This is a genomic window from Microbacterium sp. TNHR37B (assembly GCF_001620065.1).
GTDB lineage: Bacteria > Actinomycetota > Actinomycetes > Actinomycetales > Microbacteriaceae > Microbacterium.
Genome location: NZ_LQGV01000001.1, coordinates 526818 through 553758, shown reverse-complemented (window position 1 = coordinate 553758; position 26941 = coordinate 526818). Strand labels below are relative to the sequence as shown.

Sequence of the window (26941 nt, the reverse complement as noted above, 5' to 3'; positions counted from 1 at the left end):
GTATCTTTGCACTCATGACCGAACCGGCCGACATCCCCAGCCCCGAACGCGTGCTCGACGCTGGCGCCCTGCGGGCGCTCGCCCACCCTCTGCGAGTGCGGATGTACGACATCCTTTCCCAGTTCGGTCCGCAGACCGCGAGCTCACTCGCACAGCTGACGGGGGAGTCATCGGGGGCCACGAGCTATCACCTCCGGGCGCTCGCCAAGCACGATCTGATCCGGGAGGTCGCCGGCCGAGGGTCGGCGAGGGAACGCTGGTGGGAGCGGCCGAGAGGCTCTGTCTCCTTCACCAACCCCGCCGTGATGAAGACCCCGTCCGGGCGAGCGGCCACCCAGGTCATCATGAGCGAGTTCCTCAACCGCCGGCATCAGCAGCTCATGCGGTATGTCGGCGACAGCATCAAGACCCCGGAAGACCTGTACGACGCCGCAGCGGTGATCTCCAGCACGACGATCCGCGTGACCGAAGAGCAGGCCCGTGAGCTCGCAGAACAGCTCACGAAGGTCCTGAGCGACGCGAGCGATCGCTTCCGTGACCAGGAGGGCGAAGGCGTCGTTCCCTTCTCGCTCCGCGTCGACCTCTTTCCCCTCCCTCCTGAGAGCAACTGACATGCGCGATTCATCGACCACCCGCCGCCTGCCTCTGGGCGGCGACTTCCGCAAGCTCTGGACCGCAGCCGCGTTCAGCAACCTCGCCGACGGTCTGGGACGGACGGCCGTTCCGCTGGCCGCCACCACCCTCACGCGCGATCCTCTGCTGATCTCGGTCATCGGCGCTCTGGCGTTTCTCCCTTGGCTCGTCTTCGGATTGCCCGCGGGGATGATCGTCGACCGCTACGACCGGCGCGTGATCATGGCACTCGCCAACGCCCTCCGTGGCGGGGTGGCCGTGTGGCTCGCGGTCCTCGCCGTCAGCGGCCAGCTGTCACTGTGGGCGCTCTTCGTCGCGACGGTCATCTTCGGCCTGGGGGAGACGCTGTTCGACAACGCCACGAGCGCGGTGATCCCTGGCGTCGTGCGGCGTGACCAACTCGATCGAGCCAACGGTTGGATGCAGGCCGCCCAGGTGACGATCGACAGCTTCATCGCCACACCGATCGCCGGGGTGCTCTTCGCGGCGGCGCTGGCACTGCCCCTCTGGGTGGGGGGCGCCGGCTATCTGATCCCGATCGCCCTCGCGCTGTTCCTTCCGCTGTCGGCCGCACGACCGCTGCGCGATCGGCCGCAGGCATCCGCGCGCGATGACGGCGACCTGGCGGCGGGCGCCGTGCTGGAGCCGCTCACGGGTGCCCTCGCCCCCGCACCGATCACGACGCGCGAGGCTCTGCGCTATCTCTGGGACCACCGCTATCTGCGGGCGATGGTGGTCTTCACGTCCGTCATCGGCTCCTCGCTGGCGTTCGCGCAGGCCGTGCTCATCCTCTTCTTCCTCGACACCCTCGACGTGCCGCTCGTCGCCGTCGGGTTCGTCACCGCCGGCATCGGAGCGGGCGCCCTCCTCGGTTCTCTCGTGGCCTCTCGCCTCGTCAGTCGCTTCGGGCGGGGCCCGGTGATGGCTGTCGCCATGATCACGACCGGCATCACTCTCGTGCTGACCGGCCTCGCTCCGACGGCCTGGGTCGCCGTCGCGGTGTTCGCCGTCTCCGCCGCAGCGGTGTCGGTGTGGAACGTGCCGTGGGGGAGCCTCCGGCAGCAGATCGTCCCTCAGGAGATCTTCGGGCGCGTCCTGGGCGTCATCCGCACCGTGACGTGGGGCCTGTTTCCCGTCGCCACGCTCGTCGGGGGCATGGTGGGTCGCATCGACCTGCGCCTGCCGTTCTGGATCGGCGGAGCGGTCGTGGTCGCGGTGTCTCTCCTCGCCCTTCCGCTCGTCGTCGGCGGCACCCGTCGAGCGGGCGCGGAGGCGGATTCTGCGCCCGGCGACGACTCAGGCGAAGTCGTCGTCGATGTCGTGCCGCACGACGACCTCGCCCGATGAGGTGAGCTCCACGAGCACTCCGGTGTCCAGCTCTGCGACGGGCCGGTTCTCCAAGAAGGTCAGCGTCCACGACGGCCGCGGCTGACCGAGGAGGTCACGGGCGATCGCCGTGTCGACCGCCGCGATCTGGGCGTGGAGCTCGCTCGGCACGGCCGCAGGAACCGGATCGCCGCTGAGCCAGCGCGTCCCCAATCGCATGTCAGCCCTCCACCGGGGCCAGCACGACGCCGCTGACCGAGAACTCATCCGCGCTCTGGTACGAGACCTGGGCGATCCGGCCGACGGCCTTGAGGTCGCCCTCGGCCGATTGCAGAGCGGCGAGCACGTCGTCGGGCCCCGACAGGGTGACCGTCTCGACGGGGGTCTTCTGCGAGGCCTTGGCCTCGGTCTTGGCGCGCCTCACTCCGATCAGCGCCTCCCCGACGATCCGCAGGACCGCAGGGTTCCCCTCGATCTCGAGCGGAGCGGGCCACGCGGCGGTGTGGATCGAGCCCTCCTCGAACCAGGACCACGCCTCCTCCGTCGCGAACGAGAGGACCGGTGCGAGAAGTCGGAGCAGAGACGAGAGCGCCAGTCGCAGCGCCAACGCCGCCGAGGGTTGCCCCGCATCCGTTTGGTCGTAGGCGCGCTCCTTGACGAGCTCGAGGTAGTCGTCGCAGAACGTCCAGAAGAAGGCCTCGGTGAGTTCGAGCGCACGCGCGTGGTCGAACTCCTCGTACGCGCGGGTCGCCTCGCGAACGACCCGGTCGAGCGTCGCGAGCATCGACGCATCGAGGTCGTGGGTGATGCGCGCCTCGTCGGGCACGGGGAAGGACAACACGAACTTCGCGGCGTTGAGCACCTTGATCGCCAGCCGGCGTCCGATCTTCACCTGTGTCGGGTTCTGCGGATCAAAGGCCGCGTCCGCCCCCAGCCGGCTGGACGCCGCCCAATAGCGCACCGCGTCGGTGCCGTGCGAGGAGAGGATGTCGGCGGGCGTGACGACGTTTCCCTTCGACTTCGACATCTTCTTGCGGTCGGGGTCGACGATGAAGCCGGAGATCGCGGCGTCGGACCACGGCGCGCGGCCGTCTTCCAGGGCCGAACGGACCATCGTCGAGAAGAGCCACGTGCGGATGATGTCCTGGCCCTGAGGACGCACGTCGAACGGCGCCACGAGCGACCAGAGCTCGTCGTCGCGCTGCCAGCCTCCCGCGAGCTGCGGGGTGAGCGACGATGTCGCCCACGTGTCGAAGATGTCCTTCTCGGCCTCGAACCCGCCCGGGACACCGCGCTGCGACTCGTCGTAACCGGCCGGCACGTCGATCGTCGGATCGACCGGCAGCTGTCCCAGGTCGGGCGTGATCACACGTGCATAGTCGCGCTCCCCGTTCTCGTCCAGGCCGTACCACACCGGGATGGGCACGCCGAAGAACCGCTGCCGCGAGACCAGCCAGTCGCCCGTCAGGCCGTTGGTCCAGTTCTCGTAGCGCACACGCATGAAGTCCGGGTGCCATCCCATCTCCCGACCGAGCTCGATGAGACGGGCGCGGAAGTCGGCATCACGGGCGCCGTTGCGCAGGTACCACTGCCTGGTGGAGACGATCTCCAGCGGACGGTCGCCCTTCTCGTAGAACTTGACGGGGTGCGCGAACGGGGCCGACACCTGGATGAGCTCACCCGACTCCTCCAGCAGCTCGACCATACGCTTCTTGGCGCTGAAGACGGTCTTCCCCGCCAGCTCGGCATAGGCGGCCTTGCCTTCCTCCGAGACGATCGCGTCGGGGGCGTCCGGGAGCACGCGCCCGTCCTTGCCGAGGATCGTGCGGTTCGGGAGATCGAGCTCGCGCCACCAGATGATGTCGGTGACGTCGCCGAAGGTGCAGATCATGGCGATCCCCGAGCCCTTGTCCTTCTGCGCCAAGGGATGGGCGAGGACGGGCACCTCGACATCGAAGACGGGCGTGCGCACCGTCGTGCCGAACACGGGCTGATAGCGCTCGTCGTCGGGGTTGGCCACCAGCGCGACACACGCGGCGAGCAACTCGGGTCGCGTGGTCTCGATGTGGATGTCGCCCGAGCCGTCGGTCTTGTGGAAGGCGATGCGGTGGTAGGCGGCCTGCTGCTCGCGATCTTCGAGCTCTGCCTGCGCGATGGCCGAGCGGAAGTCGATGTCCCACAGGGTCGGTGCGAGCGCCTGATAGGCCTCGCCCCGTTCGAGGTTGCGGAGGAAGGCCAGCTGGCTAGTGCGGATCGTCTCGTCGGAGATGGTCCGGTAGGTCTGGGTCCAGTCGACCGACAGACCGAGCTGGCGGAAGAGGTCCTCGAACTGCTTCTCGTCCTGGAGAGTCAGCTCTTCACAGAGTTCGATGAAGTTCCGGCGGCTGATCGGCACCTGGTCGGCCGGCTTGAGGCTCTTGGCGTCTCCGGCGAACGGCGGCGTGAAGTCGGCGTCGTAGGGAAGGGAGGGGTCGCAGCGCACCCCGTAGTAGTTCTGGACTCGGCGTTCGGTCGGCAGGCCGTTGTCGTCCCATCCCATCGGGTAGAACACCGTCTTGCCCCGCATCCGCTCGAAGCGGACCTTCACATCGGTGTGGGTGTAGCTGAAGACGTGGCCGATGTGCAGCGAGCCCGACGCGGTCGGCGGCGGAGTGTCGACCGAGAACACACCCGGGCGCCCGACGGCCTTTGCGGCCTCACGGTCGAAGAGGTACGTGCCCCGTGCGGACCATTCGGCATCCCACTTCTGCTCGAGGCCTTCCAGCGCGGGCTTGTCGGGAATCTGCGGCATGGGTCTCTCCTCGAACGGTATGTGCGGCACTGTGTCAGCGTGCCTGAATGTGGGTTTCCGATCGATTCTAGCCGCCGCGCCGCGGCTGCTGATCGGCGCCGGGCCCGATAGCCTGGCGCGGTGCCCAAGGTCACCGTTGTCGTCCCGACCTACCGTTCCAGCCACCATCTCGACGAGCTCGTCGCGAGCGTGGACCGCCAGACCATGCCGCAGGAGGACATCGAGGTCCTCCTGATCGACGATGGCTCGCCCGACGACACCGCGAAGCGGCTCCGGGCCTTCGCTGCCACGCGCCCGAACTACCGGGTGTTCGAGCTGCCCCCGTCGGGATGGCCATCGCGGCCACGCAATCACGGCATCGATCAGGCGCGTGGCGAGTACATCGCCTTCATCGACCACGATGACCGTCTCTATCCGGACGCGCTCCGAGCGGCGTACGACCTTGCGACACGCACGGGGGCGGACGTCGTGGACGGCAAGGAGTCCAAGAGCAACACTCCGGGCTGGGCGATGCGCGACGTCGATCACGACGTCGAGAACGCGATCGACTGGACCGACACCCACCCGCTGCTGCCCATGAACCCGCACAAGTTCTTCCGCACGCAGTTCCTGCGCGACAAGGAGGTGCGTTTCCCCGAGGGCGGGCGCCAGATCTGGGAGGACATCGCCTTCGACATCGCGGCGCACGCGCGAGCCGAGGTCGTCTCCCTGATGGTCGAGACGCCGTACTACCTGTGGAACCGCACGCCGACCGCGACGACGAGTGCGTCGTTCCACGACGATCTGGGAGAGTACCTCGACGCGGTGTCCCGGGTCTTCACGTGGATCGACGACGACCTGCGACAGCCTCGCTTCGCCGAGCTCTACCCGCGGTTCCTCGCCTATCAACTCCACATGCGCGTGCTCACGCTCTTCAGCGGAGCGCCGCGGAGCGAGGAGGATCAGGAGCGGATCCGCGCGTTCGTGACGGACCTGCTTCCGCGGATCGCCCCCGAGGCCGACGTTCATCTCGACCCATGGCGGCGGATCAAAGTCGCGCTCCTGCGTGCCGGTCGCTTCGATCTCGTGCCGATCCACGAAGCCACGATGCCGCGGCTCCGGGTGGCGCCGACCGTTCGCGAGCCGATCTGGACGTCGGCGGGGCTGGACTTCTCCGTCGAGGTGGAGTGGCGATCGCAGACCGAATCGGGGAGCGCCGTGCGCTACCGCGACGGTCGCGTCGTCCTCGAGCTCGCACCCGAGGTCGCCGAGTTCGCCCAGGCGGCGGGGCTGACCGACGACGTGACGGAGCTCCTCCCGGAGGCCGGATGGTCGCTGGAGCGTCGTTCCCGAGCGCAGAAGGTCGATTGGGCGTGGGCGCGGGGCAGCGCACCCGCCGTCACGGGCGGCATCGATCCGCTGATGACGGAGACGATCCGTGTGCAGTGGCGGATGTCCGAAGACGGACGGCTGCACGATTCGGTCTGGGACGCGCATCTGCGTTCGACGTTCATGCGTACGCGCGTCGTGCGGCCCGTCAAGGCGGTGTTCACGAATCATCGTTGGGCGGCCGTCGCGGGACGTCTCGCCGTCGCCTACCGGAGTCAGGCCGGCAATCTCGCCGTGGATGTCGGCGAGCAGGTCATGACTGCGGTGGATGAGGCTCCGGAGCCACCCCGGAGCCTCCCGGGCACACACGGGCACGGCTTCGTCCTCGCGCTGCCCCACGTGGAGGTGCACGGCGACGTGGACATCGCCGGCCGCCTCGTGACGCGCTCGGGGCGGGTCGTGGGCTCCTGCCGTGCGGCCGTCGGCCCGTCCGGACTGGAGATCCGCGGGGACGCTCCGTCGCGCACGCCGTTCTCCATCCAGTTGGGCGGGGTGCCGTCCCGCACGCTCTACTCGATCGACCGCCGCGGCCGCGTACGAACGGGAACCGCCGAACCTCCCCGGTGGATCACTCGGGTGCGCGCGGCGAGACCGCCGTGGCTGCGCGCCGTCTGGCACCGCCTTCCGTTGCGTCTTCGGCGCGCGATCCTTCGACGCGGACTGTTCGGAATCGGGCGCTGAGTCCACCCGAACGACGGCAGCTCAGTCGAGAACCCGGATGCCGAGCGTGGCAGCCAGCGCCGGGGCGTGCGTACGCGTCTGCTCCACGCCGAGGGCGACACCGCGGAGCGCGGTGTAGTCGGTGAACGCCAGCGCCTCCAGGCCGCGAAGGTCGGCATCGGATGCGCGCATGCCACGGCAGTCGACCTCGTCGGCGACGCACGCCTCGAACGCGACGCGCTGCAGCTGCGCCTCGGGAAGATCCAGGGTGCCGATCCGGCAATCGACGAGGCGGAGATCGGTGAGGGTGGCGGAGGCCATCGAGAGGTAATCGATCCTGACGCCCTGCAGCACCACGCCGGCCAGTTCGGCGCGCACGAGGTCGAGCGCGCCGAGGCGGCCACCGATCACCTGGACGTCGCGCCAGCGGGAGTCGCGTGCGATCAGCTCAGTGATGCGGGGCTCGCGCCACACGACATCGGTCAGCACGGCTCCCCGGACATCGAGGCGGGCGAGCGTCGACTCCTCCCATGCGCATTCGACGATCCGCGCGTGGGCGGCATCCACATCGCCCGTCAGGCCGGTGATCCGGGCCCCCGCGATGTCGGCGTGCCGTTCGATGGCGTCCGCCGGATCCAAGACGCTCGGCAGATCGGGGACGACGCGACGCGGGGGAGTCGGAACGGAGGAGCGTGCTGCCATCCTGCGACCCTATCCGCCGCGTATGATGGTCGGATCAGCTGTGAACCGGCCATCACCGGGGAGCTCTCGGAAGAACGCCACTTCGGTGGTCACTAGAACCGAGCGGGTCAGGCCCGTGACAGCCGCAGTGAGAGAGGCCCACGGATGTGGGCAACGCGGGGTGGTACCGCGGCCCGTCACACCCACGGGTCGTCCTCGCAGGAAGCGACGCAACCTGCTGGAGTGACATGACCTACCCACGACGTCCGTCGGCCGACTCAGCCGCGAACGGAGCCGCCTTCGGGCCAGCTGCCGTCGTCCCGACCCCCCGCTTCCCCGCGATCGAAGCCGAGATCCTCGAGTTCTGGCGCGAGGACGACACCTTCCGCGCCTCCATCGCTCGGCGCGAGGGTGCCCCGGAGTGGGTGTTCTACGACGGCCCGCCGTTCGCAAACGGACTGCCCCACTACGGTCACCTGCTCACCGGCTACGCGAAGGACCTCTTCCCGCGGTTCCAGACGATGCGCGGCAAGAAGGTCGACCGCGTCTTCGGCTGGGACACGCACGGGCTTCCCGCCGAGCTCGAGGCGATGAAGCAGTTGGGGATCACCGAGAAGAGTCAGATCGAGGAGATGGGGATCGCCGCGTTCAACGCGAAGGCGAAGTCCTCCGTTCTCGAGTACACCCGGGAGTGGGAGGACTACGTCACCCGCCAGGCCCGCTGGGTCGACTTCGAACGGGGATACAAGACGCTCGACACGGGCTACATGGAATCCGTGCTGTGGGCGTTCGCGCAGCTGTGGGACAAGGGACTCGCCTACGAGGGCCACCGCGTCTTGCCGTACTGCTGGCGCGACGAGACTCCGCTGTCCAATCACGAGCTGCGCATGGACGACGACGTCTACAAGATGCGTCAGGATCCCTCCGTCACGGTGACATTCCCCCTCGTCGGTGCGAAGGCGGAGAGCCTCGGCCTGACGGGCGTGCGTGCGCTGGCGTGGACGACCACGCCATGGACGCTCCCCACGAACTTCGCCCTCGCGGTCGGCCCGGCCATCGCGTACGTCGTGGTGCCCGGAGGGCCCGCCGGAGCGGCCGACGTGCACGAGGATCGCGCCGAGGGCGCCTCCCACCGCTACCTGCTGGCGGAGGAGCTGCTCGGCGGCTATGCGAAGGACCTCGGTTACGGGTCGGTGGAGGAGGCGCACGCCGCCGTCGAGAGGACTCTCCGCGGGGAAGAGCTCGCCGACGTCCAGTACGACAGGCTCTTCGACTACTACGCCGACACGGAGACGTGGGGCACGCAGAATGCTTGGCGTGTGCTCGTGGACGATTACGTCACGACGAGCGACGGCACCGGCATCGTGCATCAAGCGCCCGCATACGGTGAGGACGACCAGCGCGTCACCGAGGCCGCAGGCATCCCGCTCATCATGAGCCTCGACGATGGCGGGCGTTTCCTCCCGCAGGTCACCGACGTCGCCGGACAGCTCTGGATGGAGGCGAACCGTCCCCTCATCCGCCTGTTGCGCGCTGAGGGGCGTCTACTTCGCGAGGCGAGCTACGAGCACTCGTATCCGCACTGCTGGCGTTGCCGCAACCCCTTGATCTACAAAGCGGTGTCGAGTTGGTTCGTGCGGGTGACCGCGATCAAGGACCGCCTCGTCGAGCTCAACGAGCAGATCACCTGGGCACCCGAGAACGTCAAGCACGGACAGTTCGGTAAGTGGCTCGAAGGCGCGCGCGACTGGTCGATCAGTCGCAACCGCTACTGGGGCTCGCCCATCCCGGTATGGAAGAGCGACGACCCGGCGTATCCGCGCGTGGATGTGTACGGCTCTCTCGCCGACCTGGAGCGGGACTTCGGCCGGCTGCCGACCAACGAGGCGGGAGAGGTCGATCTGCACCGTCCCTACATCGACGGCCTGACCCGCCCGAACCCCGACGATCCCACGGGCCGCAGCACCATGCGCCGGATCGAGGACGTCTTCGACGTGTGGTTCGACTCGGGGTCCATGCCGTACGCGCAGGTGCACTATCCGTTCGAGAACCGCGACTGGTTCGACTCGCACGCTCCCGCGGACTTCATCGTCGAGTACATCGGCCAGACCCGCGGCTGGTTCTACGTGATGCACGTCCTCTCGGGCGCGCTGTTCGATCGGCCCGCGTTCGCGGGGGTGGCCTGCCACGGCATCGTCCTCGGCAGCGACGGCCAGAAGATGTCGAAGTCGCTGCGCAACTATCCCGACGTCAGCGAGGTGTTCGACCGCGACGGATCCGATGCGATGCGCTGGTTCCTCATGAGCTCCTCGGTGCTGCGCGGCGGAAACCTCGTCGTCACCGAGGAAGGGATCCGGGCGGGAGTCCGCGAGTTCCTGTTGCCGCTGTGGAACGCGTGGTACTTCTTCGCCACGTATGCGAACGCCGACGGCGGCCCCGACGGGGCCGGCTACACGGCCCGGTGGCGCACCGACTCTACCCATGTGCTCGACCGGTACATTCTCGCGCTCACGGGCGACCTGGTGCGGGACGTCGCGGGACACCTCGACGCGCTGGACTCGACGATGGCCGCAGCCGCGCTGAGGGAGTTCGGCGAAGCCCTCACCAACTGGTTCATCCGCCGTTCACGCGATCGCTTCTGGGTGGGAGTCGACGATTCCGACGCGGCCTCGACAGAGGCGTTCGACACGTTGTACACGGTCCTGGAGACAGTGACGCGCGTCGCTGCGCCGCTCATTCCGCTGGTGGCGGAGAAGGTGTGGCAGGGGCTCACGGGAGAGCGCAGCGTGCACTTGGCCGATTGGCCGGACCCGGAAACCTTCCCTGCGGCCGCGGACATCCGCACCGCGATGGACGCCGTGCGCGAGGTCTCCTCGGTCGCCAACGGACTCCGCAAGAAGGAAGGCAAGCGCGTGCGCCTGCCCCTGTCCTCGCTGACGGTCGCGGTGCGCGACGCCGAGGCACTGGCACAGTTCGAGGACATCCTTCGGGACGAGCTCAACGTCAAGGAGGTGCGGCTGGTCGAGCTGGTAGACGGCCTCGGCGAGAGTTACGGCATCAGCCAGCGCCTCGCCGTGAACGCGCGGGCGGCCGGGCCCCGCCTGGGCAAGCAGGTCCAGCACGTGATCGCTGGAGCACGCGCCGGGATCTGGACGGTCGAGGACGGCACGGTCGTCGTCGACGGCGTGGCTCTGGAAGACGGCGAGTACGAGCTGACCCTCGAGGCGGGCGGCGTCCAGGAGGGCACGGCGATCGCGCTGCTGGAGGGGAGCGCCGAGCGCCCGGGTGGTTTCGTGCTCCTCGACACCGTGACAACGCCGGAACTGGAGGCGGAGGGGCTCGCCCGCGATGTGATCCGTGGCGTGCAGGACTCGCGCAAGGCCGCGGGCTTCGAGGTGAGCGATCGCATCCGGCTGCAGCTGCTCTTCACCGACGAGAGCGACGCCCGTGCCGTCGCCGACGCGTTCGAGACGGCGCAGGTCGCTGCGGAGACCCTCGCGCTGGACTACGCCGTCGTCGGTCCCGATGGCGACGTGCTGATGGGAGACGGTTCGGTGCTGGCCTCGGGCAGGACGGTGGACGCCGATCACGTCGTGACGGTCGCCGCGGGAGACTTCGCCAACGCGGGGGAGTTCACCATCGCCGTGACGAAGATCGGAGGACCTGCGTGAACGACAAGGATCGTGCCGATGCGGTCTACGCCGCATTGCTCACCCGTCAGGGGGAGCGCTGGGTGCAGCCTCGGGTCGAACGCACTCGCCGGGTGCTCGAGCTTCTCGACGACCCGCAGCGGACGTACCGGGTCGTACATGTCACGGGCACCAACGGGAAGACGTCGACGAGCCGCATCATCGAGAGCATCGTGCGCGCCCACGGTCTGCGGACGGGCCTGTTCACGAGTCCGCACCTCGAGCGGTTCACCGAGCGCATCATGATCGATGGCGAACCCGCCGACGATGCGGCCGTCGCCGACGCCTGGGACGAGGTCGGGCCGTTCGTCGATCTCGTGGATGCGGAGCTCGCCGCCGCCGGCGATGCCCCACTCACGTACTTCGAACTGCTCACGGTGCTCGCCTTCGTCGTCTTCGCCGACGCGCCCGTGGACGTTGCCGTGGTCGAGGTCGGCATGGGCGGTGCATGGGACTCCACGAACACCGCCGACGGCGATGTGGCTGTCTTCGCCCCCATCGACATCGACCACGCGGACCGTCTGGGAGAGACGATCAGGGAGATCGCGACCGTGAAGGCCGGGATCATCAAGCCCGGGGCCACCGTGGTCTCCGCCGCCCAGCAGCGCGATGCGCGCGCGGTCATCGACGAGGCGACTCGCGCGGCAGGGGGAACCCTCGCCGTGGAGGGCGAGGGATTCGGCCTCGAGGCGCAGCGCTTGGCCGTCGGCGGGCAACAGCTCTCCGTGCGCGGGCGCGCGGCGGTGTATGACGAGCTCTATCTCCCTCTTTACGGGGCACATCAGGGCCACAACGCCGCCCTCGCCATCGCCGCCGTGGAGTCGTTGATCGGTGACGGATCGCAGCCGATCGCGTCCGAGGTCCTCACCGAGGGGCTCGCCCAGGTGACCTCGCCCGGCCGGCTTCAGCTCCTCGGGGTGGCACCGACCGTCCTCGTCGATGCCGCGCACAACCCGCACGGGGCGAGGTCGCTCGTGGCCGCCCTCAACGAATCGTTCGACTTCGACGAGTGGGGGGTCGTGCTGGGGATCCTCGGAGACAAGGACACCGCCGGCATCGTGACGACGTTGGCTCCCGCCGCCACGCGGGTCTTCGCGACCGCGCCCGACTCGGACCGCGCCGCCGACCCCGACGCCCTTGCGGACATCGTCGAGGCATCGGGGGTCCCCGTCACCGTGCACCCGGCTCTGGCGGATGCTGCCGACGCGGCCCGCGAGTGGGCGGCATCGTCGGACCGTCGCGCCGTCGTCATCGCCGGGAGTGTCGTGCTGGCCGGCGAAGCCCTCCAGCTCGCCGCCGACGAGGACTGGAAGGACGGGTGGCGCGGATGACGACCGCCGGGTCATCTCGTCACCGTCGCCCGCGCGGCGCGCGCGAGTCGCTGGCGTCCGTGGTCCTCGGGTTCGAATCGGTGATCGTGTTCCTCGGCGGGCTCGTCGTGTTCGGCCTGCGCGTCCTCCCCGCGGGAATCCCCGACTGGTGGGGGATCGTTGCGGGTTCGGCGCTCGCGATCGTGATGATCCTCGCGGGCCGCTGGGTGCGTCACTCGTGGGGGATCGGGGTCGGCTGGGGATTGCAGCTCGTCGTCGCGCTCGGTGCGATCCTGGTTCCGGCGCTCGGGATCGTCGCGCTGGTTTTCGGCGGCCTGTATGCGTATGCGACGATCAAGGGCGGCGAACTCGATCGCCGCAATGCGCGACGCGCCGCAGACGTGACGAACGGAGACTGACATGCCCACCGAAGAGACCCTCGTCCTCATCAAGCCCGACGGCGTCGCACGGGGACTCACGGGAGCGATCCTCGCCCGGATCGAGGCCAAGGGCTACGCCCTCGTCGACATCAAGCTCGTCGAACCCGACCGCGACACCCTCGAGAAGCACTACGCCGAGCACGCCGGCAAGCCGTTCTACGAGCCCCTTCTCGAGTTCATGCTCTCCGGCCCCTCGGTGGCGATCCGCCTGGCCGGCAACCGCGTCATCGAAGGGTTCCGGTCGCTTGCCGGCACCACCGACCCGACGACGGCGGCTCCCGGCACCATCCGTGGCGACTTCGGTCGCGACTGGGGCGCCAAGGTTCAGCAGAACCTGGTACACGGCAGCGACAGCCCGGAATCTGCGTCTCGAGAACTCGCCATCTGGTTCTGACGGCCGGCGTCGCGGCCGCCTCTACAGGCCGAAGAGCCTCGCAACCTCGGCGATCCAGTTGAGACGCGCCTGTGCGATGACCGCGACCACGATGTAGCTCAGGATCGTCAGGAGCGGCGTCCATCCCATCAGGGTGGACGCCGTGGCCCGCCCACGCGCGCCGATCGGGACGACACCGGCCCGGAACAGGTGGAGGGTGACCGCATAGAAGCTCGGGATGGTGACGAGCCAGGTGACCATGCACCAGGGGCAGAGCGTGGAGAGCACGAAGATGCTCTGGCTGATCAGCCAGATGACGAATCCGAACGCGAAGGCCATGCCTGCCCAGAACGCGAGCCAGAACCACCGAGCGAACCGCGCCCCCGCGAGGATCGCCGCCCCCACGACGAACGGCGCCATCCACCCCGCCAGGCCGAGCAGCGGGTTGGGGAACCCGAAGACCGCGCCCTGCGACGAGGTGAGATTCGCTCCGCACTGCACGAGCAGGCTGAAATCGCACGACGCTGACGAGCCCGGGTTCTCGAGCAGATGGAACTTCTCGAGGGTGAGCGCGAAGGCGGCGATCCAGCCGATCACACCCGCGATGATCAGCCAGACGGCGAGTCCGCGGGGGCGGCGGTGCGAGGGGGCCGTGGTCATCCGCTCAGTATTCCACCCGGTCTTGATGACCCCGCTGTGACGTCCGCGCGGGGCGCGCCGTGCACGGGTCGATCGCGGATTCGGTTCGGATGGTGCGATAATGGCTGTCGACGCTCGTGCGGCCGCGCCGACACCCGCGTCATACAGAGACTTCGGGCGATGAACGCCCTTCGCAGCCAGAGCCTCGCGCCTGCTGCAGACCGAGAGAGTTCGCGGCTCGTCCCTACGGAGCGGCGCCGCCAGATTTACGCCAGACGGCGCGCGGAGCCGTCGGCTAGGAGTAAGCCAGTGATGGCCGATGAACACGACGACCAGAACACCCCCGAGCCGGCGGAGTCCGAGACGGCGCTGACGCCGCCCCTCACCGGCACTCCGCCCGCGGATGCGCCGGCGGAGGCTGCCCCGGCGGGCGATGACGACGCACCGATCGCCGTGGAGCCCCCCGCGACTCCAGCCGCCGCCGCCGACGCGCGCGACGTGGAGCCGGCGACTCCCGCTGCCGCAGACGTCTCGGCCGAGCCGGCCGGAGCGGGCGAGGATGCCGCCGACGAGGAGGCGACCGCTGGGGATGCCGGCGATGTCGCGGGCGTCGAGGTCCCGGAGGCCCCGGCCGAAGAGCCACCGACGCAGGAGCCGGTCACCGCCGTCTCGCTCGGCCTCCTCCCGGCGGAGTTCGTCTCCACCGTCTCGACCACGCTGCACTTCTACGCCCCCGAGATCGTCCCCCTGCCGGCTCGTCCCGGAACAGAGCGGGACGACGACGCCGGAGACGACGGTTCATCCAGCGCTCGGCGCCGCAATCGGCGTCGAGGCGGCGGTGCCGGGGGCAATGGTGACGCGGAACCCGGGAGCAGTGCACCGCGCCGGCGTGCGGTGGAGCTCATCACGGAGCCGCAGCGCATCAAGGGGTCCACGCGCCTGGAGGCGAAGAAGCAGCGCCGGCGGGACGGGCGCGAGGCCGGACGTCGGCGCGCGGTGGTGACCGAGGCAGAGTTCCTCGCCCGCCGGGAGGCTGTGGACCGGGTGATGATCGTCCGGTCCAAGAACGGTCGTGTCCAGATCGCGGTGCTGGAGGACAACGTCCTGGTCGAGCACTACGTGGCCCGCAACCAGGACGCCTCTCTGATCGGGAACGTGTATCTGGGACGCGTGCAGAACGTGCTCCCGAGCATGGAAGCGGCCTTCGTCGACATCGGGCGCGGGCGCAATGCGGTGCTCTACTCCGGCGAGGTGGACTGGGATGCCGTGGAGACCGGCAACCAGCCGCGCCGGATCGAGCTCGCGCTGAAGTCGGGCGATCGGGTCCTGGTCCAGGTCACGAAGGATCCGGTGGGACACAAGGGAGCCCGGCTCACGAGCCAGATCTCCCTCCCCGGTCGCTACCTCGTCTACGTCCCCGGTGGCGCGATGAACGGGATCTCGCGCAAGCTCCCCGACACCGAGCGGTCGCGCCTCAAGAAGATCCTCAAAGAGGTGCTCCCGGAGTCCAGCGGAGTGATCGTGCGCACCGCCGCCGAAGGGGCGACCGAAGACCAGCTCACTCGCGACGTGCAGCGGCTCACCTCTCAGTGGGAGCACATCAGCTCCCAGGCCGAGTCGGGCCAAGCACCTTCACTGCTGCATTCCGAGCCCGACCTCCTGGTCAAGATCGTCCGCGACGTGTTCAACGAGGACTTCTCCAAGATGCTGATCCAGGGCGAGGAGGCGCACCAGACGATCACCGCGTATCTCACCGGCGTCGCTCCCGACCTCCTCGAGCGCGTCGAGAAGTACGAGGGCGACCATGATCCCTTCGACGAGTTCCGCGTCACCGAGCAGATCGAGAAGGCCCTGGACCGCAAGGTGTGGCTCCCGTCCGGCGGTTCCCTCGTCATCGACCGCACCGAGGCGATGACCGTCGTCGACGTCAACACCGGCAAGTTCGTCGGCTCCGGCGGCAACCTCGAAGAGACCGTCACCAAGAACAACCTCGAGGCCGCCGAGGAGATCGTCCGTCAACTGCGGCTTCGGGACATCGGCGGCATCATCGTCGTCGACTTCATCGACATGGTGCTCGAATCCAACCGCGACCTCGTGCTGCGGCGCCTGGTGGAGTGCCTCAGCCGTGACCGCACGAAGCATCAGGTCGCGGAGGTCACCTCTCTCGGACTCGTCCAGATGACCCGCAAGAAGCTGGGTCTCGGCCTCCTGGAGACCTTCAGCGAGCCGTGCGAGGTCTGCGCGGGGCGCGGCGTGATCGTCCACCACGACCCCGTGGTGAAGCACCGGTCATCGTCGCAGAACGGGTCGGGACGACGCTCCCGCGGGGGAGCGGCCGGCGGCGCACAGGGACAGAACGGCGGCACCCACGTAATCACCGAGGGGGCCAAGTCGGCCCTCGCGCAGATCGCGGCGTCGACGATCCATCCCTCGGCGAGCGAGCCAGCGGCGGCCTCGACGCCCGCCGTCGAGCTTCCGATCGAGCTGCCGGAAGCCGAGGCCCCCGAACGCGCGAAGAAGCCGCGCAAGAAGCGTCCCGAGAAGCCGCGCACCGAAAAGGACCTGCTCCTCGACTCCGTCCTCAATGCGCTCCCCGAGCCCAAGGCCCCCGGACAGGGACGCTCTCGTCGACGCGTCACGACGGCGGCGCTCAGCGGCACGCCCGTGTCCGCCGTCGCCGACGCGCCCCGCGCCGACGAGGATTGAGTCGAATCAGTGGCCGCGCCGTTCGCGCGCGGTCACTCGCAGGCCGGAGGCGATGAGGCGCCGCACGAGCTCATGGCCGCTGACGTGCTCCGCGCCGCCGGAGATCAGTCGCTCCACGGATTCCTCGGGGACGTCGTAGTGGTCGAGGTCGAAGGCGCGACGCGGGATCTGGTGCGCGCGAGCGAAGCGGTGCAGCTCGTCGAGGTTGTCGTCGCTGACGAGGTGTGCCCAGAGCCTGCCGTGAGCCGGCCAGCGCGCGTCATCGATCAGAATGGCCATCAATGAGATCCTACGGCGACACGCGGTCCGCGGGCTTTTGCCCATACCCGCGGCATCCGGTAAAGTAGAACCTCGGTGCGTCCGCGTCGCCTTCCGTGGCGATGCATCCTGCTTCTCGAGAGTGCCCTGTCGAGACCGCACCGCAGACTTCCCAGTCTCATACAGACAATCGGAGCCGTGCGCTCCACAGAAGAAACAGGTGTGAAGTGGTTTACGCAGTTGTGCGCGCCGGTGGCCGTCAGGAAAAGGTCGAGGTCGGCACGATCGTCGTGCTCGACCGTCAGCAGGCGAAGGTGGGAGACACGCTCTCCCTCCCCGCGGTGCTGCTCGTCGACGGTGATGCCGTGACGACCGACGCCGACAAGCTCGCGAAGGTGACCGTCACCGCCGAGGTTCTCGGCGAGGAGCGCGGCCCGAAGATCGTGATCCAGAAGTTCAAGAACAAGACCGGCTACAAGAAGCGCCAGGGGCACCGCCAGGACCTCACGCGCGTCAAGATCACCGGCATCAAGTAAGCCAGGGGAGACACTTCAGATGGCACACAAAAAGGGCGCAAGCTCCACCCGCAACGGTCGTGACTCCAACGCTCAGCGACTGGGCGTGAAGCGCTTCGGCGGCCAGACCGTCAACGCCGGCGAGATCCTCGTCCGCCAGCGCGGCACGCACTTCCACCCCGGCGCTCTCGTGGGGCGCGGCGGTGACGACACGCTGTTCGCTCTCGCTGCGGGCGCGGTGGAGTTCGGCACCAAGGGCGGCCGGAAGGTCGTCAACATCGTTCCGGCCGCGGAGTAACCGCGCCAGACACCGGCTACGTCAGCACACCGTGCTGCACACCCAACGCGAGGGGCGGGCTTCGGCTCGTCCCTCGCGTGTTTTTCTGAGGAGACCGACATGGTGACGTTCGTCGACCGGGTCACGCTGCACCTGCGTGCCGGCAAGGGCGGGAACGGCTGCGTGTCGGTCCGTCGCGAGAAGTTCAAGCCCCTCGCCGGCCCCGATGGCGGCAACGGGGGCAACGGGGGTGATGTGGTGCTGGTCGCCGACCCCCAGGTGACCACCCTGCTGTCCTATCACCACTCCCCACACCGCTCCGCGGGCAACGGGGGCTTCGGCATGGGCGACAATCGCTCCGGCGCCGCGGGGGAGGACGTCGAGCTCCCGGTCCCGGTCGGCACGGTCGTGAAAGACGCCGACGGCGAGGTGCTCGCCGATCTCGTGGTTCCGGGAACGCGGTTCGTCGTCGCCCCCGGTGGTCAGGGCGGATTGGGCAATGCGGCTCTCGCGTCGCCGAAGCGCAAAGCTCCGGGCTTCGCGCTGCTGGGCACTCCGGGGTGGGAAGGCGACGTCCTTCTGGAGCTCAAGACCGTCGCCGACGTGGCGCTCGTCGGCTTCCCCTCGGCGGGCAAGTCGAGCCTCATCGCGGCGATCTCGGCCGCACGCCCCAAGATCGCGGATTACCCGTTCACGACCTTGCACCCGAATCTCGGCGTCGTCCAGGCCGGTGACACGCGCTTCACCGTCGCCGACGTGCCCGGCCTCATCGAGGGGGCGAGCGAAGGCAAGGGCCTGGGACTGGAGTTCCTGCGTCACGTGGAGCGGTGCACCGCGCTCGTCCATGTCCTCGACTGCGCCACCCTCGATCCGGGGCGTGACCCTCTGAGCGACCTCGAGGTCATCCTGGAGGAACTGCGGAACTACCCGGTGCCCGAGGGACAGGTTCCGTTGCTGGAGCGGCCCCAGCTGGTGGCACTCAACAAAGTCGATGTGCCGGAGGCCCGCGATCTCGCCGAGCTGGTTCGCCCCGATCTCGAAGAGCGCGGTTACCGCGTGTTCGAGATCTCGACGGTGAGCCACGATGGATTGCGTCCGCTCACCTTCGCGCTGGGAGACATCGTCGCCCAGCATCGCACCGCGCAGGCAGCCGCGGTGGAGCCCGAGCGCATCGTGATCCGGCCGCGCGGCGCTGATCGCGACTTCACCGTGCGCGTCGAAGGCGGCACCTACGGCAACATCTATCGCATTCTGGGCGCCAAGCCGGTGCGGTGGGTCCAGCAGACCGATTTCCAGAACGAGGAAGCAGTCGGATTCCTCGCCGACAGGCTCGAGAAGCTGGGCGTCGAAGACGAGCTCTACCGCGCAGGCGCGGTCGCGGGCTCCACCGTCGTGATCGGCGAAGGCGACGGCATCGTGTTCGACTGGCACCCGACGCTGTCGTCGGCGGCGGAACTGATGACGGCGCCCCGCGGCACCGATCCCCGGCTGGACCTCAATCCCCGGCGGACCACGTCGCAGCGGCGCGAGCGCTATCGCGAGCGCATGGACGCCAAAGCGGAGGCTCGAGCCGAGCTGGAAGCGGAGCGCATTTCCGGCGGACGCGACGGCGAGGACGACGCGGAGTGAGCGTTCAGGAGCGCGCAGGCCTGCTCGGGGCGCGACGGGTCGTCGTGAAGGTGGGGTCGTCCTCGATCAGCGGGGAGAATGCGCACAAGATCGGCCCGATCGTCGAAGCGCTCGCGCAGGCACATGGTCGAGGCACCCAGGTGGTTCTCGTCTCCTCCGGTGCTATCGCCACCGGCATGCCTTTCCTCAACCTCGATGAACGCCCGAGCGACCTCGCCACCCAGCAGGCAGCTGCCGCCGTAGGCCAGAACATCCTGATCTACCGCTACCAGGAGGCGCTTCGCCCCTTCGCGATCGTCGCGGGCCAGGTGCTCCTGACCGCCGGCGATCTGGAGAACCCGACCCACCGCTCCAACGCACGACGCGCGATGGAGCGGCTGCTGGGTCTTCGCATCCTCCCGATCGTCAACGAGAACGACACCGTCGCGACGCACGAGATCCGCTTCGGCGACAACGACCGACTCGCCGCCCTCGTCGCCGACCTCGTGGGTGCCGATGCCCTGGTGCTGCTGAGTGACATCGCGCACCTCTACACCCGCCCCCCGAGCGAACCGGGCGCGGAGCCCATCGATCGCGTCGCGCCCGACGACGACCTCTCCGCGTACGAGTTCGGATCCGTCGTCGTCAACTCCGTCGGAACCGGCGGGGCGGCAACCAAGGCGTCGGCGGCCAAACTCGCCTCGGCAGCCGGTATCGGCGTGCTGGTGACCGGCGCCGACCTCGTCGCGGAGGCCCTCACCGGCGCCCCGGTCGGCACGTGGTTCGCCCCCGACCCGGCCGCCGTGCGACCGGTGGGAACGGCTCCCATCCGCACCTCATGACGGTCGCCGGCGCCGTGCGCACCGTCGGGTGGGCTCCGACCGCTGGATAGACTGACGCGATGACCTCCCCTCGCGATACCGCTCAGGAACGGATGGCGCGCGCGAAGGAGGCGTCGCGTCAGATCGGACTGCTGACCGACGCCGAGAAGGCGAGTCTGCTGCACCGGATCGCCGACCGCATCGAAAGCCGCATCGCCGACATCGTCGCCGCGAACGCTGTGGACCTTCAGCGCGGCGAGACCGACGGGATCGGAGCGGGACTGCTCGACCGGCTCCGCCTCGACGAGTCGCGGGTGCGGGCTCTTGCCGCCGCCGTGCGCGATGTGGCTGCCCTGCCGGATCCCGTGGGAAGCGTACTGGAGGAGCGGACGCTTCCCAACGGGCTCTCTCTTCACAAAGTGTCAGTCCCGTTCGGCGTCGTCGGCTCGATCTACGAGGCGCGCCCGAACGTCACGGTCGACATCACGGCTCTGGCTCTCCGCAGCGGCAACGCGGTCGTGTTGCGCGGCGGGAGCGCCGCCCAGTCGACGAACGCCACCCTCATCCGCGTGATGCGAGAGGCGCTCACAGACGCGGGGATCGATCCCGAGGCTCTCCAGAGCGTCGACGACTTCGGGAGGGACGGCGCGCGCGCGCTCATGCGCGCACGTGGGCTCGTCGACGTGCTGATCCCGCGTGGCAGCGCTCAGCTCATCGAGACCGTGGTCACCGAGTCGCTCGTTCCGGTGATCGAGACCGGTGCGGGTGTCGTCCACATCGTGCTCGACGCGTCCGCTCCGCTCGAATGGGCGCGCGACATCGTCGTCAACGCGAAGGTGCAGCGGCCGAGCGTGTGCAACGCGGTGGAGACCCTCCTCGTCGTCCGCGACGGTGCGTCCCGACTCCTGCCGGAGGTCTCCCGCGCACTCCTGGAGCGCGGCGTGACCATCCACGGCGACGAGCACACGCGCGCACTGGTGCCGGAGGCCGTACCGGCGGAGGACGCCGACTGGGCGACCGAGCACATGAGCCTCGACATCTCGGTGCGCGTCGTCGAGGATCTCGACGAGGCCCTGTCGCACATTCGCACCTACTCCACCCAGCACACCGAGTCCATCATCACGGCCGACACAGACCACGCGGAGCGCTTCCTCGCCGAGGTGGATGCCGCCGTGGTGATGGCCAACGCCTCCACCCGGTTCACCGACGGTGGCGAGTTCGGCTTCGGGGCGGAAGTGGGGATCTCCACGCAGAAGCTGCACGCTCGAGGCCCCATGGGCCTGCCGGAGTTGACCAGCACGAAGTGGCTCGCCCGCGGTGCCGGGCAAATCCGCGACTGACCGCCTAAACTGGAACCTGCGCACCCGAACCGAACGGAGCCCGAATGACCCTCGCCACGATCGTCGCCCTTGCTGCAGGGGAGGCGGAGCACCACGGAAACGTCCAGGCAGAGACGTTCATCTTCGGCGTGATCGCGTTCGTCATCTTCCTGCTGCTCGGGCTGGTCACGCTGTCCTACCGGAATGTCGCGAACCGGCACTCGCACAAGGCCGACGCCTACGCGAAGTCGCACGCCACCGAACTCTCGCAGGCGGGACACGGCCACCACTAGGCCGCCGTGATGGCATCGGCGCGCGCTCCGCGGATCGGGGTGATGGGAGGGACGTTCGACCCGATCCATCATGGACACCTCGTGGCCGCCAGCGAAGTCGCGCAGTCGTTCGACCTCGACGAGGTGCTCTTCGTCCCCACGGGCCAGCCGTGGCAGAAGGAAGATGTCACCGAGAGCGAGCACCGCTACCTCATGACCGTCGTCGCCACGGCGTCCAACCCACGATTCAGTGTGAGCCGCGTCGACATCGATCGGTCCGGACCGACCTACACGATCGACACCCTGCGCGACCTGAAGAAGCAGCGGCCCGACGCCGACCTCTTCTTCATCACCGGGGCGGACGCGATCGCACAGATCCTCGGCTGGCGGGACCACGCGGAGCTGTGGGACCTCGCTCACTTCGTCGCCGTCTCTCGACCGGGGCACGAGCTGAGCACCGACGGACTCCCCAGCGACGACGTGAGCCAACTGCAGATCCCCGCCCTGGCCATCTCCTCGACCGACTGTCGCGAACGGGTCCGTCGCGGAGAGCCGGTCTGGTACCTCGTTCCCGACGGGGTCGTCCAATACATCGCGAAGCACCACCTCTACCGGAGCAAGCCATGAGCACACCCGAAGAGCCACCGCAGCTGACCCGGCGACAGCTGCGCGAGCTGCGCAACACCGCGGCGAACCAGATCATCACCGAGAATCCTGCCCCCGCGGCGGTCCCGGAGCCGGTCGCTCCCTTGCCGCGCGCCGCCGAACCGGTGTCGTTGCCTGCGCCGGCGGAGGCTCCTGCCGCGGGACACACCGGCGAGAGGCAGCTGACGCGGCGCGAAGTGCGTCAGCGCGAGCGCCTCCGGACGGCCTCGGTCCCGGTGATCACCTCCGACGTCATCGCCGCCCAGCGCGATGCCGCCGAGCGCGACACGGCCGTGGTCGCAGGGGACTCGGACGTCGTCGAGCCGATCAGCGAACCGGAGACCTCCGCGGCAACGGGGAAGTCGGTCGACACCGAGTGGACCCCTCCTGCGGCGTGGGGACCGGCGACCCCACAGAGCCAGAGCCCCGATGAGGCGGAGATCGCCGAGACGAGCGCTTCGTCGGACGAGGACGCCTCCGCGCTCGGCGAACCGGCCGCTTCGACGACCGACGACGCTGATGACCGCGCGGTCGAGGACGGTCCTGGAGAGGCTCCCGAGCACGTGGCGGACCCGGCCGCGGACGCGGCCGCCGATGAGACGGGGCCCGCAGCCGCCGAGGAAGCGAACGCGGGGGAGGAGCGACGCACGGTCGCTCCGGACCTCGGAGCCGACCTGCTCGCGGGTCAGGGTGGCGACGTCGAGGTGCCCGCCTCCTTCGATCAGCTGCTCACGCGCGGAAGCGCCGCGACGGGCGCGCTGTCGATGCCGAATGCGCTCATCCTTTCGCAGACTCCGGAATCGGGGCCGTCCCTGGTCTCACCGATCACAGCGACGGGCGAAGTTCTCATCACCGGGACATTCGCCCTTCCCGACACCTACGGGTCGACGGGGACCGTGCCCGGCCGTTCGGAAGGCTCCGACGTCGACGCCGTGCTCGTCGACGGGGAGCTGCCCGCCGCCTCTTCACCCACCCCCATCGCGGCCAGTGCCGCCATCAGCACGATCAAATCCGCCGAAGAGATCATCAAGCCGCCTGCCCCCGAAAGAGGCAGCCGATTGATGGTCGTGCTCGCCATCACGGCGGGGGTGCTCGCCGTTGCCCTGGCCGGCGTGCTGATCGTCGCCATCACGACAGGAGTCTTCTGATGACCGTTGCCGACACGACCGTCGAGCTCGTACAGGTGGCCGCGGCTGCCGCGGCCGCCAAGGGTGGGGAGGAGTTCGTCTCCTTCGACGTCTCCGAACCACTTCCGCTCGTGGACGCCTTTCTTCTGGTCACCGGGACGAGCGAGCGGAACGTGGCAGCGATTGCCGACGCGGTCGAGGAAGCGATGCTCGAGGCCGGAGTGAAGCGACTGCGTCGCGAGGGGCGGAACGAGGCACGGTGGATCCTGCTGGACTTCGGCGATCTCGTCGTCCACGTCTTCCACGAGGAGGAGCGCGCCTTCTATGGCCTGGAGCGCCTGTGGAAGGACTGCCCCATCATCCCCGTCAGCGTTCCCCGCGCCGTCGCCGCGGAGTGAGTGGTTCGTCGCCGGCTTTCTGATGTAGTAAGCTGGTGGAGTTGCCGCGAGCGGCGACCATGGGCCTGTGGCGCAGCTGGTAGCGCACCTGCATGGCATGCAGGGGGTCAGGGGTTCGAGTCCCCTCAGGTCCACAAAAACCCCGGTTCATCCGGGGTTTTTGTCATTTCTCAGTACGGTGCGTGCCGGTCGTCCGCGAGCGCGGCTGCGTGCGGCTGCGTGCGGCTGTCGCACCAACGCGTCACGGCGTGGGCGGAGTGGCCGGTGGTGCGCGAACCCGAGCCGGCGGTACGTTCGTGGCACACGTGACGATGCGGTCGCGTGGTCCTCACGGATGGAGTTTCACGGATGAAGTTCTTTCAACGTCTCGGTCGATCGATCATGCTCCCGGTCGCCGTGCTTCCCGTCGCGGCGATCCTCTCGGGCGTCTCCTACTGGATCGCGTCGGTGACCGGAGGCAACGTCGTCTCCACGTTCCTCGGCGCCGCCGGTGGAGCACTCCTCGACAATCTGCCGCTGTTGTTCGCGGTGGGCATCTCCATCGGCATGGCCAACAAGACCGATGGGACGTCTGCTCTGGCCGGGCTGGTGTCGTGGCTGACGATCGTCACGCTCCTCAGTCCCGCGAACGTTGCCGGGTTGCTTAACGTTGCCGACCCCGAGACCGTCGACCCCGCCTTCGGCCGTGTCCAGAATGTCTTCGTCGGCATCATTGCGGGGCTGATCGGCGCCTGGTGCTACAACCGGTTCAAAGACACGAAGCTCCCCGACGCCCTGTCGTTCTTCTCGGGCCGCCGATCTGTCGCGATCGTCACGGCAGGCGTCTCGCTCATCGTAGCCGTGCTCCTGCTGTTCATCTGGCCGGTCGTGTACGGCGGGCTCGTGGCTTTCGGAGAGTGGATCGCGACGCTCGGACCGTTCGGCGCGGGCATCTACGGGTTCATGAATCGACTGTTGATCCCGACCGGCCTCCACCACGCGTTGAACTCGGTGTTCTGGTTCGATGTGGCAGGGATCAACGACCTGTCGAACTTCCTCAACGACACCGGCGAGTACGGCGTGACGGGGCAGTACATGGCGGGCTTCTTCCCGATCATGATGTTCGGTCTCCCGGGTGCCGCCTTGGCGATGTATCTCACGGCGCAGACCAAGCGCCGCAAGGTCACCTATGGCATCATGCTCTCGGCGGCGTTCGCGTCGTTCTTCGTGGGGGTCACCGAGCCGCTGGAATTCGCATTCATGTTCGTCGCCCCGTGGCTCTACCTCATCCACGCCGTGTTCACCGGCATCTCCGTCGGGCTCGCGGCGCTGCTGCCCACACGCCTCGGGTTCGGCTTCTCCGGCGGCTTCATCGACATGGTGCTCCAATGGGCCAATCCGCTCGCCCAGAACCCCTGGATTCTCCTGCTGATGGGTGTGGGCTGGTTCTTCATCTACTTCTTCACGTTCTACTTCTTCATCAAGCGCTTCCGGCTGAAGACTCCCGGGCGCGAGGACGACGCCGACGCACAGGACGCCGACAACATCGGCACCTCGCTCTCCGGATACCACGGCACCGCCGAGAAGTTCATCGCGGGGCTGGGAGGCAAGGACAACATCGTCGAGCTCGACAACTGCGCGACGCGGCTCCGCATGGAGATCGCGGACGTGTCGAAGGTCGACGAGCATGCACTCAAACGCGCCGGCGCCGCAGGAACGATGAAGGCAGGCGGCCACTCCGTGCAGGTCGTTTACGGCCTCAACGTCCAGTTCGTCAAGGACGCGATGGAGGACATCATCAACGACCGGACCGAGCGGATCGAAGCGTTCCGTGGGGCGGATGCCGGACAGACGGGTGCGGTCGCGGGTCTCGCCACCGCCGTGGGCCTTCCGAACGTCGCAGCGGCCGCCGTCGCTGCGGGGGCGGCCGCGGAGCAGCGTCTGCGCTCGCGCGGGAAGGTCGTCCGCCTCCGTCAACCCCTCGCCGGCCGCGTGCTGCCCCTCGCAGAGGTTCCCGACCCGATGTTCGCGCAGGGGACGATGGGTCCGGGCGTGGCCGTCGATCCCACGGGCGACACCGTCGTGGCGCCCGCCGATGCCACGGTCGCCTCGGTGTTCCCGACCGGCCATGCGATCGGGCTCCAGCTGGCGGACGGCGTCGAACTGCTGATCCATGTCGGAGTGGACACCGTCGCCCTCAAGGGAGACGGCTTCGAGCCCCTCGTGGCGGCGGGCGACGACGTGACGGCGGGCACACCGCTCCTGCGCTTCGACGTCGACAAGATCCGCGCCGCCGGGCTGTCGCCGATCACCCCGATCGTGATCGTCAACGATGAGACGGCGCTCGTCGAGTTGACCTGATCGACGATGCCTCGCTCACGCCACCGGGGCGATGAGCGAGGCATCGTTGTTGCGGACGTTGCCCACCGCAGAGCTGACCGGATAAAGGGTCATCGACTCGGCCAGAAGCGGTGCGGCATCGATGGCCGCGTCCAGCACGTCGCCGACGTTGTCCGTCGTCGGGTCGAGCCACGCGTCGGCGTGGTCCACATCGAGGAACAACGGCATGCGGTCGTGGATCGAGCCGAGCTCGCCCACCGAGGCGCGCGTCATGATGGTGAAGCTCAGCAGCCAGCGAGCCGGATCGTCGTCTGCTTTCGCCGCATCCTTCCACCACTCGTACAGGCCGGCGAACAGCAGTGGGTCGCCGTCGGCGGGGGAGATGAAGTAGGGGGTCTTCACGCCGGCCTCGGTGTGCCATTCGTAGTAGCCCGTTGCGGGAACGATCGCGCGACGCTTGATGAGCGCCTGACGGAACATCGGCTTGTCCTCGACCTCCTCCGAACGCGCGTTGAAGGCTCGGACGCCCAGCGACGGGTCCTTCGCCCAGGACGGAACGAGGCCCCACCGGGCGGCCTCGAGCCGACGCGTGGGAGGCTCGGTCTTGGCCGAGTCGAGGACGATCGCCACGCGATCCGTCGGCGCGATGTTGAACGATGGCCCGGGGAGGTCGTCGGCCACGACGTCGACGCGGAGCACGCCGACGAGCTCAGAACCGTCTTGGGCAACGACGAAGCGACCGCACATGAGCCCAGCCTAGACAGGG

24 protein-coding genes and 1 tRNA gene are annotated in these 26941 nt (G+C 68.6%); 19 read left to right on the top strand and 6 right to left on the bottom strand.

Annotated features, from left to right (window positions below; all coding sequences use genetic code 11):
- Positions 1-14: 14 nt before the first annotated feature.
- Together AVP41_RS02640 and AVP41_RS02635 are read left to right on the top strand one after the other, a co-directional pair.
- Complete coding sequence (locus tag AVP41_RS02640) at positions 15-611, top strand: winged helix-turn-helix domain-containing protein (RefSeq protein ID WP_067160371.1); 597 nt, start codon at positions 15-17, stop codon at positions 609-611.
- A 1-nt stretch (position 612) separates the two neighbouring features.
- The gene (locus AVP41_RS02635) at positions 613-1980 is read left to right on the top strand and encodes an MFS transporter (protein ID WP_067160368.1); all 1368 of its coding nucleotides are present in this window, start codon (positions 613-615) and stop codon (positions 1978-1980) included.
- Here the strand turns inward: AVP41_RS02635 and AVP41_RS02630 are convergent.
- Together AVP41_RS02630 and valS are read right to left on the bottom strand one after the other, a co-directional pair.
- Entirely contained in the window at positions 1930-2178 is a 249-nt protein-coding gene (locus tag AVP41_RS02630) for a hypothetical protein (RefSeq protein ID WP_067160365.1), read from the bottom strand. The genes AVP41_RS02635 and AVP41_RS02630 overlap by 51 nt on opposite strands.
- 1 nt (position 2179) lies before the next feature.
- On the bottom strand, positions 2180-4750 hold the full coding sequence (valS, locus tag AVP41_RS02625; RefSeq protein ID WP_067160361.1) for a valine--tRNA ligase: 2571 nt from the start codon (positions 4748-4750) through the stop codon (positions 2180-2182).
- Between the two features lie 120 nt (positions 4751-4870).
- On the opposite strand from valS, the gene AVP41_RS02620 reads away from it, so the two are divergent.
- A complete protein-coding gene (locus AVP41_RS02620; protein WP_067160358.1) occupies positions 4871-6799 on the top strand; it encodes a glycosyltransferase family A protein in 1929 nt (642 codons plus the stop codon).
- A gap of 21 nt (positions 6800-6820) precedes the next feature.
- On the opposite strand, the gene AVP41_RS02615 is transcribed toward AVP41_RS02620, so the two are convergent.
- Positions 6821-7480: a pentapeptide repeat-containing protein gene (locus AVP41_RS02615; protein WP_067160355.1), complete on the bottom strand. Its 660-nt coding sequence runs from the start codon at positions 7478-7480 to the stop codon at positions 6821-6823.
- Between the two features lie 227 nt (positions 7481-7707).
- On the opposite strand from AVP41_RS02615, the gene ileS reads away from it, so the two are divergent.
- From ileS to ndk, 4 genes are read left to right on the top strand one after another with little or no spacing between them, the layout of a single operon-like run.
- On the top strand, positions 7708-11130 hold the full coding sequence (gene ileS, locus AVP41_RS02610) for an isoleucine--tRNA ligase (protein ID WP_067160352.1): 3423 nt from the start codon (positions 7708-7710) through the stop codon (positions 11128-11130).
- Positions 11127-12479: a bifunctional folylpolyglutamate synthase/dihydrofolate synthase gene (locus tag AVP41_RS02605; protein ID WP_067160349.1), complete on the top strand. Its 1353-nt coding sequence runs from the start codon at positions 11127-11129 to the stop codon at positions 12477-12479. The genes ileS and AVP41_RS02605 overlap by 4 nt, the downstream gene beginning before the upstream one ends.
- Positions 12476-12877 carry a DUF4233 domain-containing protein gene (locus tag AVP41_RS02600; protein ID WP_067162711.1) on the top strand — a complete coding sequence of 134 codons (402 nt, stop codon included), beginning with the start codon at positions 12476-12478 and terminating at the stop codon, positions 12875-12877. Before AVP41_RS02605 ends, AVP41_RS02600 begins: the two co-directional genes overlap by 4 nt.
- Position 12878: 1 nt before the next feature.
- Positions 12879-13292: a nucleoside-diphosphate kinase gene (ndk, locus tag AVP41_RS02595; RefSeq protein ID WP_067160346.1), complete on the top strand. Its 414-nt coding sequence runs from the start codon at positions 12879-12881 to the stop codon at positions 13290-13292.
- Positions 13293-13313: 21 nt separating this feature from the next.
- On the opposite strand, the gene AVP41_RS02590 is transcribed toward ndk, so the two are convergent.
- Positions 13314-13931 (bottom strand): vitamin K epoxide reductase family protein, encoded by a 618-nt coding sequence (locus tag AVP41_RS02590; protein WP_067160343.1) that lies wholly within the window; start codon positions 13929-13931, stop codon positions 13314-13316.
- Between the two features lie 291 nt (positions 13932-14222).
- Here AVP41_RS02590 and AVP41_RS02585 point away from each other — a divergent pair, with 291 nt between their 5' ends.
- Entirely contained in the window at positions 14223-16616 is a 2394-nt protein-coding gene (locus tag AVP41_RS02585; RefSeq protein WP_067160340.1) for an Rne/Rng family ribonuclease, read from the top strand.
- A 6-nt stretch (positions 16617-16622) separates the two neighbouring features.
- On the opposite strand, the gene AVP41_RS02580 is transcribed toward AVP41_RS02585, so the two are convergent.
- Positions 16623-16895 (bottom strand): DUF4031 domain-containing protein, encoded by a 273-nt coding sequence (locus tag AVP41_RS02580; RefSeq protein ID WP_067160338.1) that lies wholly within the window; start codon positions 16893-16895, stop codon positions 16623-16625.
- A gap of 206 nt (positions 16896-17101) precedes the next feature.
- Here AVP41_RS02580 and rplU point away from each other — a divergent pair, with 206 nt between their 5' ends.
- The 11 genes from rplU (at position 17102) to nagE (ending at position 26196) form a co-directional block, all read left to right on the top strand.
- Entirely contained in the window at positions 17102-17410 is a 309-nt protein-coding gene (gene rplU / locus AVP41_RS02575) for a 50S ribosomal protein L21 (RefSeq protein ID WP_067160335.1), read from the top strand.
- Between the two features lie 19 nt (positions 17411-17429).
- The gene (gene rpmA / locus AVP41_RS02570) at positions 17430-17687 is read left to right on the top strand and encodes a 50S ribosomal protein L27 (RefSeq protein ID WP_067160331.1); all 258 of its coding nucleotides are present in this window, start codon (positions 17430-17432) and stop codon (positions 17685-17687) included.
- A 99-nt stretch (positions 17688-17786) separates the two neighbouring features.
- Positions 17787-19295 (top strand): GTPase ObgE, encoded by a 1509-nt coding sequence (gene obgE / locus AVP41_RS02565; RefSeq protein ID WP_067160328.1) that lies wholly within the window; start codon positions 17787-17789, stop codon positions 19293-19295.
- A complete protein-coding gene (gene proB / locus AVP41_RS02560; protein WP_067160324.1) occupies positions 19292-20116 on the top strand; it encodes a glutamate 5-kinase in 825 nt (274 codons plus the stop codon). Before obgE ends, proB begins: the two co-directional genes overlap by 4 nt.
- A 59-nt stretch (positions 20117-20175) precedes the next feature.
- Positions 20176-21435 (top strand): glutamate-5-semialdehyde dehydrogenase, encoded by a 1260-nt coding sequence (locus AVP41_RS02555; protein WP_067160321.1) that lies wholly within the window; start codon positions 20176-20178, stop codon positions 21433-21435.
- Positions 21436-21479: 44 nt separating this feature from the next.
- Positions 21480-21707, top strand: coding sequence for a hypothetical protein (locus tag AVP41_RS02550; protein WP_067160318.1), 228 nt, complete (start codon positions 21480-21482; stop codon positions 21705-21707).
- A gap of 9 nt (positions 21708-21716) precedes the next feature.
- A complete protein-coding gene (nadD, locus tag AVP41_RS02545; protein ID WP_067160315.1) occupies positions 21717-22313 on the top strand; it encodes a nicotinate-nucleotide adenylyltransferase in 597 nt (198 codons plus the stop codon).
- Positions 22310-23479 carry a hypothetical protein gene (locus AVP41_RS02540; RefSeq protein WP_067160312.1) on the top strand — a complete coding sequence of 390 codons (1170 nt, stop codon included), beginning with the start codon at positions 22310-22312 and terminating at the stop codon, positions 23477-23479. Before nadD ends, AVP41_RS02540 begins: the two co-directional genes overlap by 4 nt.
- Complete coding sequence (gene rsfS, locus AVP41_RS02535; protein WP_067160309.1) at positions 23479-23856, top strand: ribosome silencing factor; 378 nt, start codon at positions 23479-23481, stop codon at positions 23854-23856. The genes AVP41_RS02540 and rsfS overlap by 1 nt, the downstream gene beginning before the upstream one ends.
- A gap of 61 nt (positions 23857-23917) precedes the next feature.
- Positions 23918-23990: transfer RNA gene (locus AVP41_RS02530), tRNA-Ala, on the top strand.
- 214 nt (positions 23991-24204) lie between these two features.
- Positions 24205-26196 carry an N-acetylglucosamine-specific PTS transporter subunit IIBC gene (gene nagE, locus AVP41_RS02525; RefSeq protein ID WP_067160306.1) on the top strand — a complete coding sequence of 664 codons (1992 nt, stop codon included), beginning with the start codon at positions 24205-24207 and terminating at the stop codon, positions 26194-26196.
- 15 nt (positions 26197-26211) lie between these two features.
- On the opposite strand, the gene AVP41_RS02520 is transcribed toward nagE, so the two are convergent.
- Positions 26212-26922, bottom strand: a complete 711-nt coding sequence (locus AVP41_RS02520; RefSeq protein WP_067160303.1) for an SOS response-associated peptidase — start codon at positions 26920-26922, stop codon at positions 26212-26214.
- Between the last annotated feature and the right edge of the window lie 19 nt (positions 26923-26941).